8 protein-coding genes, 14 tRNA genes and 5 pseudogenes are annotated in these 11,453 nt (G+C 38.6%); 3 read left to right on the top strand and 24 right to left on the bottom strand.

Annotated features, from left to right (window positions below):
• Positions 1 to 203 precede the first annotated feature (203 nt).
• The 24 genes and pseudogenes from CBG10_RS06585 to fabZ all read right to left on the bottom strand — a co-directional run bounded on the left by CBG10_RS06585 (position 204) and on the right by fabZ (position 9,518).
• A tRNA-Leu gene (locus CBG10_RS06585) sits at positions 204 to 288 on the bottom strand.
• Between the two features lie 14 nt (positions 289 to 302).
• Positions 303 to 373 (bottom strand) — tRNA-Cys (locus tag CBG10_RS06580).
• A 36-nt stretch (positions 374 to 409) separates the two neighbouring features.
• Positions 410 to 484 (bottom strand) — tRNA-His (locus CBG10_RS06575).
• 17 nt (positions 485 to 501) lie between these two features.
• Positions 502 to 572 (bottom strand) — tRNA-Trp (locus CBG10_RS06570).
• Between the two features lie 6 nt (positions 573 to 578).
• Positions 579 to 661: transfer RNA gene (locus tag CBG10_RS06565), tRNA-Tyr, on the bottom strand.
• Between the two features lie 5 nt (positions 662 to 666).
• Positions 667 to 739 (bottom strand) — tRNA-Phe (locus CBG10_RS06560).
• A gap of 36 nt (positions 740 to 775) precedes the next feature.
• Positions 776 to 848: transfer RNA gene (locus tag CBG10_RS06555), tRNA-Val, on the bottom strand.
• A 5-nt stretch (positions 849 to 853) separates the two neighbouring features.
• A tRNA-Glu gene (locus CBG10_RS06550) sits at positions 854 to 925 on the bottom strand.
• Positions 926 to 941: 16 nt separating this feature from the next.
• Positions 942 to 1,012 (bottom strand) — tRNA-Gly (locus tag CBG10_RS06545).
• Positions 1,013 to 1,199: 187 nt separating this feature from the next.
• Positions 1,200 to 1,273 (bottom strand) — tRNA-Pro (locus CBG10_RS06540).
• Between the two features lie 6 nt (positions 1,274 to 1,279).
• Positions 1,280 to 1,365: transfer RNA gene (locus CBG10_RS06535), tRNA-Leu, on the bottom strand.
• Between the two features lie 16 nt (positions 1,366 to 1,381).
• A tRNA-Gly gene (locus CBG10_RS06530) sits at positions 1,382 to 1,453 on the bottom strand.
• A 5-nt stretch (positions 1,454 to 1,458) separates the two neighbouring features.
• Positions 1,459 to 1,530, bottom strand: a tRNA-Glu gene (locus CBG10_RS06525).
• A gap of 200 nt (positions 1,531 to 1,730) precedes the next feature.
• Positions 1,731 to 2,410, bottom strand: a pseudogene (fabI, locus tag CBG10_RS06520) (enoyl-ACP reductase FabI).
• A 95-nt stretch (positions 2,411 to 2,505) separates the two neighbouring features.
• Positions 2,506 to 3,282 carry an acetyl-CoA carboxylase carboxyltransferase subunit alpha gene (accA, locus tag CBG10_RS06515; RefSeq protein ID WP_094502401.1) on the bottom strand — a complete coding sequence of 259 codons (777 nt, stop codon included), beginning with the start codon at positions 3,280 to 3,282 and terminating at the stop codon, positions 2,506 to 2,508.
• Positions 3,275 to 4,118 (bottom strand): annotated as a pseudogene (locus CBG10_RS06510) (acetyl-CoA carboxylase carboxyltransferase subunit beta). Before CBG10_RS06510 ends, accA begins: the two are co-directional and overlap by 8 nt.
• Positions 4,115 to 5,468 (bottom strand): annotated as a pseudogene (locus CBG10_RS06505) (acetyl-CoA carboxylase biotin carboxylase subunit). Before CBG10_RS06505 ends, CBG10_RS06510 begins: the two co-directional pseudogenes overlap by 4 nt.
• A 39-nt stretch (positions 5,469 to 5,507) precedes the next feature.
• A pseudogene (locus CBG10_RS11720) lies at positions 5,508 to 5,579 on the bottom strand (hypothetical protein); the annotation flags it as partial.
• 34 nt (positions 5,580 to 5,613) lie between these two features.
• Positions 5,614 to 6,348, bottom strand: a complete 735-nt coding sequence (locus tag CBG10_RS06500; protein ID WP_094508057.1) for a 3-oxoacyl-ACP reductase family protein — start codon at positions 6,346 to 6,348, stop codon at positions 5,614 to 5,616.
• Positions 6,332 to 7,282, bottom strand: a complete 951-nt coding sequence (locus tag CBG10_RS06495) for an ACP S-malonyltransferase (protein ID WP_094512083.1) — start codon at positions 7,280 to 7,282, stop codon at positions 6,332 to 6,334. The genes CBG10_RS06500 and CBG10_RS06495 overlap by 17 nt, the downstream gene beginning before the upstream one ends.
• Before the next feature lie 6 nt (positions 7,283 to 7,288).
• The gene (locus CBG10_RS06490) at positions 7,289 to 7,525 is read right to left on the bottom strand and encodes an acyl carrier protein (protein WP_179230715.1); all 237 of its coding nucleotides are present in this window, start codon (positions 7,523 to 7,525) and stop codon (positions 7,289 to 7,291) included.
• 19 nt (positions 7,526 to 7,544) lie between these two features.
• A pseudogene (locus CBG10_RS06485) lies at positions 7,545 to 8,519 on the bottom strand (beta-ketoacyl-ACP synthase III).
• Positions 8,520 to 8,538: 19 nt separating this feature from the next.
• Positions 8,539 to 8,985, bottom strand: a complete 447-nt coding sequence (locus CBG10_RS06480) for a MarR family winged helix-turn-helix transcriptional regulator (protein ID WP_094502520.1) — start codon at positions 8,983 to 8,985, stop codon at positions 8,539 to 8,541.
• Between the two features lie 86 nt (positions 8,986 to 9,071).
• Positions 9,072 to 9,518: a 3-hydroxyacyl-ACP dehydratase FabZ gene (gene fabZ, locus CBG10_RS06475; RefSeq protein ID WP_094512081.1), complete on the bottom strand. Its 447-nt coding sequence runs from the start codon at positions 9,516 to 9,518 to the stop codon at positions 9,072 to 9,074.
• A gap of 315 nt (positions 9,519 to 9,833) precedes the next feature.
• Between fabZ and CBG10_RS06470 the strand changes: the two genes are divergently transcribed.
• The 3 genes from CBG10_RS06470 to CBG10_RS11200 all read left to right on the top strand — a co-directional run bounded on the left by CBG10_RS06470 (position 9,834) and on the right by CBG10_RS11200 (position 11,284).
• A tRNA-Pro gene (locus CBG10_RS06470) sits at positions 9,834 to 9,907 on the top strand.
• 67 nt (positions 9,908 to 9,974) lie between these two features.
• A complete protein-coding gene (gene xerS, locus CBG10_RS06465; RefSeq protein ID WP_094502522.1) occupies positions 9,975 to 11,054 on the top strand; it encodes a tyrosine recombinase XerS in 1,080 nt (359 codons plus the stop codon).
• Between the two features lie 71 nt (positions 11,055 to 11,125).
• Complete coding sequence (locus CBG10_RS11200; RefSeq protein WP_165929377.1) at positions 11,126 to 11,284, top strand: hypothetical protein; 159 nt, start codon at positions 11,126 to 11,128, stop codon at positions 11,282 to 11,284.
• Positions 11,285 to 11,453 lie beyond the last annotated feature (169 nt).

Raw genomic sequence — 11,453 nt, 5'->3', positions numbered from 1 at the left:
TTGCCTTAGACTTCCTTCAGATTCCGTCTCACGACGGACACCCTTGTCCTCAGCTCATGGTTCCGACTACTACGGCCCATAGCGGACTTTCACCGCCTAGCTAATACCCATGCCGGGCGCACAAAAATAGGAGAAAGCCTGCAATAACAAGCTTTCTCCTATTTCATTAGCTTAGCTGACAATTTTGTACCAAAGTACTAATATGCCTCCGGTGGGGGTCGAACCCACACTCCCTCAACGGGAACTGGATTTTGAGTCCAGCGCGTCTGCCAATTCCGCCACAGAGGCATCAGCTAACTAAAAGGTGGTAATCGGATTTGAACCGATGATAAAGGTTTTGCAGACCTCTGCCTTACCACTTGGCTATACCACCAAATAGTTAAGATTAAGTAATACGCTTAATCAAAAGGGCGGTATGTGGGATTTGAACCCACGCGTGCCGGACCCACAAACCGGTGTGTTAACCAAACTTCACCAATACCGCCAAAATATTCAGTTAAGCAGGGATAGTAGGAATCGAACCCACAATGACGGTTTTGGAGACCGTAGTTATACCGTTTAACTATATCCCTATAAAATGGGGGAGAGTGGATTCGAACCACCGAACCCGAAGGAACGGTTTTACAGACCGTCGCGTTTAGCCAGACTTCGCTACTCCCCCATAAATGGCGCGGGACGGAATCGAACCGCCGACACACGGAGCTTCAATCCGTTGCTCTACCAACTGAGCTACCGAGCCATTGTGTCATGGGTATATACAACTATTAAGTTGTAATGGAGGATACAGGGCTCGAACCTGTGACCCCCTGCTTGTAAGGCAGATGCTCTCCCAACTGAGCTAATCCTCCAAAAGTGACCCGTGCGGGATTTGAACCCACGATACCAGCGTGAAAGGCTGGTGTCTTAACCACTTGACTAACGGGCCATATTAAATTAATAAAAGCGGGTAACGAGAATCGAACTCGCGACAACAGCTTGGAAGGCTGTGGTTTTACCACTGAACTATACCCGCATATCAGCAACGAATATTATACTATCAAGTTATCCTATAAAAAGCAATACTTTTTTCAAAAAAAGTTTATTTTATTTCAAAAAAACTAATTAATGGCTGCTTTAGTACTGCTTGTTACAAAGTAACAAATCAAATTTTGACTACAAAAAAACAGCTAAGAAGATTACCTCTTAGCTGTTTAGCCAGATCGGGAAAACAGGATTCGAACCTGCGACCCCCTGGTCCCAAACCAGGTGCTCTACCAAGCTGAGCTATTTCCCGAAATAGTGCCGAGGACCGGGATCGAACCGGTACGGTTATCACTAACCGCAGGATTTTAAGTCCTGTGCGTCTGCCAATTCCGCCACCCCGGCATAATAGAACTGACTAAGCGGAAGACGGGATTCGAACCCGCGACCCCCACCATGGCAAGGTGATGTTCTACCACTGAACTACTTCCGCAAAAGTGACCCGTGCGGGATTTGAACCCACGATACCAGCGTGAAAGGCTGGTGTCTTAACCACTTGACTAACGGGCCATTTTTAAATATATCAAACAATTTTTCTCAAAATTGTTAACTCGTCTTTTACAACGTTATTAATAATACCAACTGATCTATAAAATAGCAAGAACTTTTTTGAAAAAAACAAAAAAATCTTGCTATTGTTAAGTTTTCCTTCTAGAAGATAGCAAAAAGACTGAAAAAATCTTATTTCTCAGTCTTTAGAATTTCTATTTTTAAATCAAATGTACTCCTTTATCAACATAAATGGTATCGCCAGTAATTCCGGTTGATAAATCGCTCATTAAGAATGCACATACATTCCCAATTTCGCTAATAGTCACATCTTCTCCGTCAACAGTTCTTGCTTGGGACATCTTTAAAAGTTCATCGCGATCTTTAATGCCTGTAACTGCTAATGTCTTAACTGCTCCAGCAGAAATTGAATTAACACGGATTCGTTTTTCTCCTAAATCACGCGCTAAATAGCGAACACTAGCTTCAAGGGCTGCTTTAGCGATTCCCATTACATTATAGTTCGGGATAGCACGTTCAGAACCAAAATAAGTTAAGGTAACAATACTTGCGGGATTATTTAATAGATTCAACTGATTAGCAACCTTAGTGACAGCAATAAGGGAATAAGACGAAATATTTTGAGCGATTGTATAACCATTGCGACTAGCACCAAGAATTGAACCAGCTAATTCTTCTTTTTTGGCAAAAGCAATTGCATGTACGATCCCATCTATTTTTGTAAAACGTTCTTTGATAGTTGCAAAGGCTTGTTCAATCCTTTCGTCATCCGCTACATCACATTCAATTAATTGATCTTCATCATCTACTAACCGTTGTAGGCTTTTTTCATTCTGGAATTCTGATAAGTATAGATAATTTGGGCACCTTGTTCAGCCATCATTTGTGCACATCCCCATGCAATAGAACGTTTATTAGCTACTCCCATAACAACGATCTTTTTTTCCTGTTAATATATTTCCCATATTATCCTCCTTAAAACTTTCGATAACGTTTTTTTCTATTTGCTAGAAGTTGATTTGGTGATAATTCTTGCAGTTTGTTTAATCGCTTTAGTAAAACCTGCTCGATATTTTTGCAAATTTTACGATGCTCTTCGCTTTCTGGAATAATTCCTTCGATAATCCCTTGCCTTAATAAGGCTTGCGGCACCATTTGCATTAATTCTGCTGCTTTATCTGCCTTCGAACTATCTTTCCACATAATAGAAGCAAACCCCTCAGGAGATAATATAGAATAAGTACTATTTTCTAACATCCATACTTCATCCCCACATGCTAATGCTAATGCACCCCCACTACCTCCTTCACCATAAATAATCGTGATAATTGGAATAGCAAGCTGACTTATTTGTAAAATGTTTTGGGCAATCGCACTTCCTTGCCCATTTTCTTCGGCTTCTTTGCTAGGAAATGCTCCTGCGGTATTAACAAAACAGAATACAGGTCGCTTAAATTTAGCTGCTTGCTTAATTAAGCGTAGTGCCTTGCGATAACCACTAGGCATTGGTGAGCCAAAATGCTTTATGATTTTCTCTTCCGTTGTTTTTCCTCGATCGGTGGTAATGACGGTAACTGCTTGCTGATGGAAAGCAGCGATTCCACCAACGATTGCAGGATCATCCCCGCCTGCTCGGTCACCATGCAACTCAACAAAATCTGGGAAAACATTTTGAATAATCTCCATCCCCGTAATTTTATTGTTGCTGCGAGCACGTTTAACAATCTCGCTTGCTGATAATTGTTCATTCATTAGCAACGCTCCCTGTTTTTAATAGCCATTCAAGCAGCTTTTTTTCATCTTGACGTTTTACAATTCGATCAATAAACCCATGATGCAGGATGTTTTCAGCTGATTGGAGGTCGACAGGAATTTGCTAGTGAATCGTCTGTTCAATAACGCGACGGCCAGCAAAGCCAACAAGTGCATGGGGCTCAGCGAGAATAATATCTCCGTCCATTGCGAAACTAGCAGTTACTCCACCAGTTGTTGGATCGGTTAAGACCACAATGTATAAAAGGCCAGCAGCATGCTCATTTATTGCTTGTGAAACCTTAGTCATCTGCATTAATGACATAATTCCTTCTTGCATCCGTGCCCCACCTGAAGCAGTGAATAATACTACTGCTTGACGATGGGTAGTTGCATATTCAAATAAGCGCGTTATCTTTTCACCTGTAACAGTTCCGAGTGATCCCATAATAAATGTTGGATCCATAATGCCTAGTGAAAATGGCTGATCATTAATTGAAGCTTCACCAGTTAGGACTGAATCATTCAGTTTAGTTTGTCTTTGTAGTTTGCTAATTTTTTCTTGGTATCCTGGAAAATGTAACGGATCTTTTGTCTGGAGATCGTTATCGAGTTCCTTAAAAGAATCTACTAACCATGAAAGTCGATGACGAGCAGGTATTCGTAATCCATAATCGCAGCTAGGACAAACAGCATATTGAGTTAGTTACTTGGCGAATAGTATGATGACAATGCAGACATCTTAGCCATATTTGATCTGGGACCCTTTCATCAGCATTTTTATCTGCTTTGATGTGCCGTTCACTTAAAGTATTATTTTGATCATATAATTTCACGCTGTCAGCTCCTTTTTCCATTGTGGCAAGAAGGAGTCTTCAAGAAACGTTGTTGAAGCTGTTCCTGCCAAAAATTTAGGATTGTTTAGGATTGCTAAATAGAAATTTTGATTGGTTGTTACGCCCATAATTACCATTTCATTTAAAAGTCGTTTGATTTTTTCAATAGCTTCTTGGCGATCTTGACCAAGGGCAATTACCTTAGCGATCATTGAATCATAATAAGGGGTGATCTTACTGCCAGGATAAATAGCAGTATCAATTCGCATCCCCAAATTACCGACTGGAAGATACAAGTAATTAATCGTCCCTGTCACTGGCATAAAGTTTTGCTTAGGATTTTCAGCATTTATCCGACACTCAATCGCATGTCCATGAACCTGAATATCCTGTTGGGTAAAGGGAAGTGGTTCATTCGCAGCGACAATAACCTGTGCTTTCACTAAATCGATCCCAGTTACCATCTCCGTCACTGTATGTTCAACCTGGATACGAGTGTTCATTTCCATAAAGTAAAAGTGATGGTCCTTGTCCATTAGAAATTCTATTGTCCCCGTATTATGATAGTTAATCGCATTAATGGCTCGCATGGCAATTTGTCCTAGCGTTTTTCGCTCTTGTTCATTTACTAGGACACAAGGACTTTCTTCAATCAATTTTTGTTTATTCCGTTGAATCGAGCAGTCTCATTCAGGAAAGAAAACAGCATTGCCAAAATTATCACGAAAGACTTGGACCTCAATATGTTTAACATTCTCCATAATCTTTTCAAGATACATTCGGTCATCATTAAACGAAAGACGGGCTTCGTTTTGGGCCTCGCTAAATATTTGCCGCATCTGGTTATGATCATTAATTCGTCGGATCCCTTTACCGCCACCACCAGCAGCCGCTTTTAACAAAATTGGATACCCAATCTTGTTTGCAACCCCAACAGCGTCATTAACATTGGTAATATAGTCATCACTTCCAGGAATTACAGGCACCCCCTGATTTTTTCATTTGCTCTCGTGCGTGCTCCTTGTTTCCCATTAAGTCAATAACTGAGGCTTGGGGACCGATGAACGTAATTCCGCATTCTTCACACATTGTCGCGAATTCCGCATTTTCTGATAGAAAACCAAAGCCAGGATGGATCGCCTGGGCACCTGTACCAAGAGCAGCTTCTAAAATATTTTTCGCATTCAAATATGAATCTTGGGCCCGGGCGGTTCCAACGCATACAGCTTCATCCGCTAGTTGAACGTGAAGACTTTCGTGGTCTGCAGTTGAATAAATAGCTACTGTCTTAATTCCTAGCTCCCGTAATGATCGTATTATCCTGACAGCAATTTCACCAGCTACGGTAATTCCTGTCGAATTGGCATCAAATTTCTTGATCGTTTTAATTCCAACTTTGCCTGCAAAACTATTACTTATAAACTCTTGAATACCATTACCATTAGGAGCAACAGCACCCATTCCTGTTATTACAACTCTTGTCATTTTGTCCCTCCTAGATTGTCATCCCACCATCGACGACAATAGTTTGACCGGTTAAATAATCATTTTCTGCTAAAAATTTTGCCGTCTTAGCAACTTCTCCTGACTGTCCTAAGCGGTTGAGGGGGATACGATTAAGCAGCTGATCTTTTACCCGTTCAGATAATTTTTCGGTCATATCACTAGCAATCATTCCGGGAGCAATCGCATTGCAACGAATCCCGCGGCGAGCTCCTTCTTGGGCAAGTGATTTAGTAAGGCCGATTATTCCTGCCTTGCTTGCAGCATAATTAGTTTGACCAGTATTACCATGCAGACCAACAATACTAGCAAGGCTGATAATACAACCAGTTCGTTCTTTGAGCATTTTCTTAAAAATAGGTTGCGTTAACATAAAGGTCCCTCGTAAATTAACGTTGATGACTTGGTCAAAATCACTAGCTTTCATCCCCATCATTAACTTATCATTCGTGATTCCAGCATTATTAATAAGAATGTCTATCTTCCCATATATTTGCCAAGCAGTTGTTGCTAATTCACTAACTGATTCTTCATTTGCGATATCGCCTTTAAGGTAGTGATAGTCTGTCCCTAGTGAATCTAGTCTTTCTTTAAGCGCGTTTGGTAAGTTATCCTGCCGCCCATTGAGGATTAGTCGACTACCAGCTTCAGCGAACTCTAATGCAGTAGCTGCCCCAATTCCGCGGGTACTTCCGCTTATAAAAACGACTTTATCTGTCAGTTTCATCTTTTTGCTCCTTTATAAAATTTTCATAATCAGCAAGATTTTCAATATGTTGAGTATTTAAATGACGGTCAACTTGGTGAGCAAAGCGAGATAATGTCTTTCCAGAACCAATTTCTAATGCTGTGTCAATTTTTGCGCGCTTGACTAATTCCTTAACATTAGCTCCAAAATGTGTTGGAACAGCTAATTGTTTTTCAAGGATTCCTGGAAGATCTTCACAATGAAATAAGCTGTTAGTAGTATTGCTAATAACTTCAATCTGTGGCTCATGAAAGTCGACCGTTTGTAATCGGTTATGCATCTGTTGACGTGCACCGTTAAAGAAGGGAATATGAAATGCACCATTAACTTTGAGCATAACCGTTCTTTTAGCAAGCTTATCTTCTTCAATCTTTTTAAGGGTAGGCTTTAAGTCGGTTAATGCCCCGCCCACTACGATTTGTCGTGGCAAATTATAGTTAGCAATATAAACCCGCTGATCATTTTCTTGTTGAGCGATGATTAGTTCTTTTATCTCTTGAAGTTGAGGGTCAAGGACAGCTGCTAATGTACTTATTTCCTTGTCCGCGTCTTGTTGCATAAAACGAGCACGGTCCGCGACTAGTTTAATTCCTTCTTCAAATGAAAGTGAATTGCTAGCAATTAAGGCAGCGTACTCGGCTAAAGATAGGCCAATCATCCCCTTAATTGATAATTGAGGTAGATCTCGTTTTAACATTCGGTAGATTCCATAACTAACTGTTACGATTGCTGGTTGAACATATGCTGTTTTATTCAACTCGTTATGCTCGTTTTTCATAATTTTGAGCAAATCAAGTTTACAAATAGTGCTTGCCTGACTAACAATCCTTGAAAAAAGGGAGTCGGCCATAAGCTCGACTCCCATTCCCGATCGCTGTGTACCTTGACCGCTAAATAATATTCCGTAGTGCATTATTTTTCATCCAATTGTTTTTTTTACAAAATCAACAACATCACTAATAGTCTCGATTCCTTCATCAGCATCTAATTCAATTTCAAACTTATCTTCAAGCTCATTCATAATTTCGAAAACATCAAGACTGTCAGCATCAAGGTCGTCTTTGATTCGTGCATTCATTGTTACACGATCTTCGTCAACATCTAATTCATCAACAGTAATATTTTTTACAGTATTAAAAATTTCTTCTTTAGTCATATTCATTCTTCTTTCTCTATTAATAATTTAAGATTATTGTTCCTGTACTTAAACCGCCGCCAAAACCACTCATTGCAATAATATTTCCTGGCTTAACTAATCCTTGGGTAATAGCTTGAGTCAATAAAATTGGTTCACTAGCAGCGGCCGTATTTCCATATTCACTAATATTCATTGGAAACTTTGTAATTGGTTGTGCCAGCCTCTTTGCAATTTGGGTAATTATCCGTTCATTTGCCTGATGTAATAAAAAATAATCAATATCGTCTATTTTCAAATTAGCTTGTTGAACGGCAGAAGCAATTGAGCGTGGAACTTCATGAGTGGCAAAACGATATACATCACGACCAGCCATCATAAATGGTGAAAGGGATGTTAGCTACTTAGGGAAGCCGGCTTTAAGTGTTGTTCTTCCGGCAATAATTTTATCTCCTAAGTCACCAAATGTATGGAGATCACGACCAAGAATTAAAGGTGTTGTTGTAGCTGTCTTTTGAAGTAACACCCCTCCAGCCCCATCGCCGAATAATACAGCGGTACTTCGATCTTTCCAATCAATCAGTTTTGATAATACTTCCGCGCCAATTACCATTGCATTTTGCCAATAAGAGTTTTTCAACATTAACTCAGCTGTATTCATGGCATAGATAAAGCCAGTACAAGCTGCTGAGATATCAAACGCAATTGCATTCTTTGCTCCTAATCTTCCTTGAACAATGGCAGCAGTTGAAGGAGTATAGGCATCAGGAGACATCGTTGCAATAATGATTAAATCAAGTTCAGTCGCCGTTAAATTAGCATTGGTCAATAACTGATTACCAACGTTAACAGCCAAGTCTGATGTATTTTCATTATTGCTGATATAACGTTGATGAATTCCAGTCCGCGTCTTAATCCACTCATCTGAAGTATTCATGATTGTTGATAATTGCTGGTTAGTAATCTTGAGTGATGGATGATAACTCGCAGTACTAGTAATTCTTAAATTTTGCAATGTTGGTCAATCCTTATCTCTAAGCATGCTCATCAACAAAATCTTCTAAGTTTTGCAAGGCTTTTTTGACAACCTTCATTTCCTCATCACTCATTCCTTGGAGGAAACGTTCAACCATCATATTATGGAAAGCACGGTGCGCACGATATAGCACTCGTCCTCTTTTTGTTAAACGTAACCGAACAATGCGGCGATCATCTTTATCACGAATTCTTTCAACATATCCCTTGCAAATTAAACGATCAGCCATTGAAGTCATTGTTCCTGGAGTTAAATGAAGTTTTTCTGCTACTTGAGAAATTGTTTGATGGTTATACATCGTAATTGCATCAATTGCATGCATCTCTTTAATTGTTAAATCATTGAATGTACTTTTCCGTAACTCATTTTCTTCAATCCATAGAATTCCGGAATAGACTTTGATTAATCCTTTATTGATTTTTTCGTAATCATTATCTTTACTCATAATATATTTCTTCCCTTCAATTTTATTCTATAGCCCCGAATAATTTGATTATCAAAATATATTATAAATGATAATGATTCACCATGCTAAATCTTTTCTTCTCGTTCAGCAACGATAAAGACAAGTTCTGCATTACAAGCTATTTTGTCGTTCACAAACGCTTGTGTTTCCACAATTCCCATTGATGATCGAACTTTTTTCATAACAACATTTAGTTTTAATACATCACCAGGACGGACCATTTGTCGAAATCTCGCTTTATGAATTGCGCCAAGATAAGCTGTTTTTTTATAAAAATGCGGTGATTTTAATATCAAAATTGAAGCAGCTTGGGCCAATGTTTCGATAATTAAAACTCCAGGCATAACAGAATTATTAGGAAAATGACCGCGAAAAAATGATTCATTAATTGTGACATTTTTTGTTGCGGTAATCTTTTCTTTAGGAACTAATTCATCGACATAATCGATATAGCAAATCGGATAGCGATTAGGAATTAATTCCATAATCTCCTGCGCATTCATTATTGCCAAAAAGATTCACCTGCCTCCAAAAAATATTTCAAGTATCAAAATATTCGATGATCAAATTATTTTCAAAAGTATTTTGAATATCAAACTATTTTATGGAAATATATTCTTTATAATTAGCCAATAATAAAATTATTTATCATCTTTATTGAATACTAGAGAAGCATTTCGGTTCAACCATATTTTTTTGCAATTAATAAAAATTTTGCTATGATGTCATTTAATTTTCAACTATTAATCACCTCAAATTAAAAATGCTTAAAATATTTCTTTACTCTTTAATTAAGAATTGGTAAAATAATATTTGTTCGTTGTTAACGGGAAATAGCTCAGCTTGGTAGAGCACCTGGTTTGGGACCAGGGGGTCGCAGGTTCGAATCCTGTTTTCCCGATAGTTTTAGAGAGTCGTTGAAAGTTTTCTTTCAAGCGGCTCTTTTTAGTATCAAGGAGGATATAAAAATGGAAGCAGATAAATATTTAAAGCTAATTCAAGAGGAGCTTCAAAACCTTCCTGATTATGTTAACGAGTATTATTTAGGGACCAATCATGCAGTGACAACAACCTATCAGTACTTAACTGAAATTCGGAGATTCTTTGATTGGTTACGGTCAAGTGGGATCGTCGCTGTTAATTCTAATAAGGATCTGCCAATCGATACGCTGGCTAATTTACGACGCAGCGATGTAATGCTTTATATCGATTATCTTCAACATACTACCAATGCACAAGGTCGGTTAAATTCCCCCACTTCAGTTAATCGATCTATTAATGCATTGAGGTCATTGTATAAGTTTTTAACAGTTACCGCAGATAATAATAATGGTGAGTCTTATTTTGACCGTAATGTAATGTTGAAGATTGACTCCCTTAATGATACAAAAACATTAAATTATCGAGCACATACCCTAGCCTCACACATGTACCGAGGACAAATGAAATTTGATTTTATCACCTTCATTGAAAAAGAATATCCGAACAAATGTGATAAAAGAGCCCTTCCCTCTTATAAAGTAAACAAAGAACGAGATATTGCAATTATTGCTCTTATTTTAGGAACAGGCGTCCGGGTATCTGAAGCGGCCAATGTAAATCTTGGTGACTTAAACTTAAAGCAATCGCTGCTGGATGTAACAAGAAAAGGTGGCCAAAGAGATTCGGTACCAATTGCACCTTGGGCTATTAGTTATATCCAAACTTATCAAGCGATTCGTGCGCAGCGATACCACGCTTTAAAAAAGGATACTGCTTTCTTCCTAACCGTTTATCACAAGCAAACTCGACGAATGACAGCTAATGCAATTGAAAAAATGGTTAAAAAGTATTCAACCGCTTTTGGACATCCTCTTACTCCCCACAAATTACGTCATACCCTTGCTTCTGAAATGTATGAGGTAACGAAAGATCAAGTATTAGTAGCTCAACAATTGGGGCAAAAAGGAACATCTGCTACCGATTTATATACTCACGTTGATCAGAAACAACAGCGTGATGCTCTTAAAGAAATTAGTGAAACCTCATATAAACAAATAAATGAATAAAAGCCTTTTCTATAAAGATAATCTCCGCTATAATGGTAAGCGGTGTATAATTTTTTATGGAGGAGAAAATTTTGGGCTTTATTACCTCACTATTTGGTAAAAGGCAATATGTTTGTCCGTTTTGTCATGAACACTATACTTTTTCTGCGATGCATGCACGAAAGTTAGCTGACAAAGATGGTCAAATTCACTGTTACTACTGTCGCAAGGTTTTACAACAATTGCATTAAAGTATTAATGAGGATTCGCTTTTTTACAATAAAAACTTTCAAAATCATAACCACCCGTCAAACGGGTGGTTTGCACATCGGCTATAAGCCGATAATAAAAGCCGGCGTCTCAAGGCGCTGGCTTTCGCTTTGCTCAAGCCAAAATGCTCTGACTACTTTGCCACCGCTT

The organism is Limosilactobacillus reuteri (assembly GCF_002254085.1).
Classification (GTDB): Bacteria; Bacillota; Bacilli; order Lactobacillales; family Lactobacillaceae; genus Limosilactobacillus; species Limosilactobacillus reuteri_K.
The sequence above is the reverse complement of the archived record's forward strand: the minus strand, read 5'-3'. Positions and strand labels throughout refer to the sequence as shown.

Bases quoted from the DNA above. Each gene is read 5' to 3' on its own strand.
- CBG10_RS06495 (WP_094512083.1), bottom strand. From the start codon at position 7,282: ATGCACTACGGAATATTATTTAGCGGTCAAGGTACACAGCGATCGGGA.
- CBG10_RS06480 (WP_094502520.1), bottom strand. From the start codon at position 8,985: ATGAGTAAAGATAATGATTACGAAAAAATCAATAAAGGATTAATCAAA.
- CBG10_RS06490 (WP_179230715.1), bottom strand. From the start codon at position 7,525: ATGACTAAAGAAGAAATTTTTAATACTGTAAAAAATATTACTGTTGAT.
- CBG10_RS06500 (WP_094508057.1), bottom strand. From the start codon at position 6,348: ATGAAACTGACAGATAAAGTCGTTTTTATAAGCGGAAGTACCCGCGGA.
- xerS (WP_094502522.1), top strand. From the start codon at position 9,975: ATGGAAGCAGATAAATATTTAAAGCTAATTCAAGAGGAGCTTCAAAAC.
- accA (WP_094502401.1), bottom strand. From the start codon at position 3,282: ATGAATGAACAATTATCAGCAAGCGAGATTGTTAAACGTGCTCGCAGC.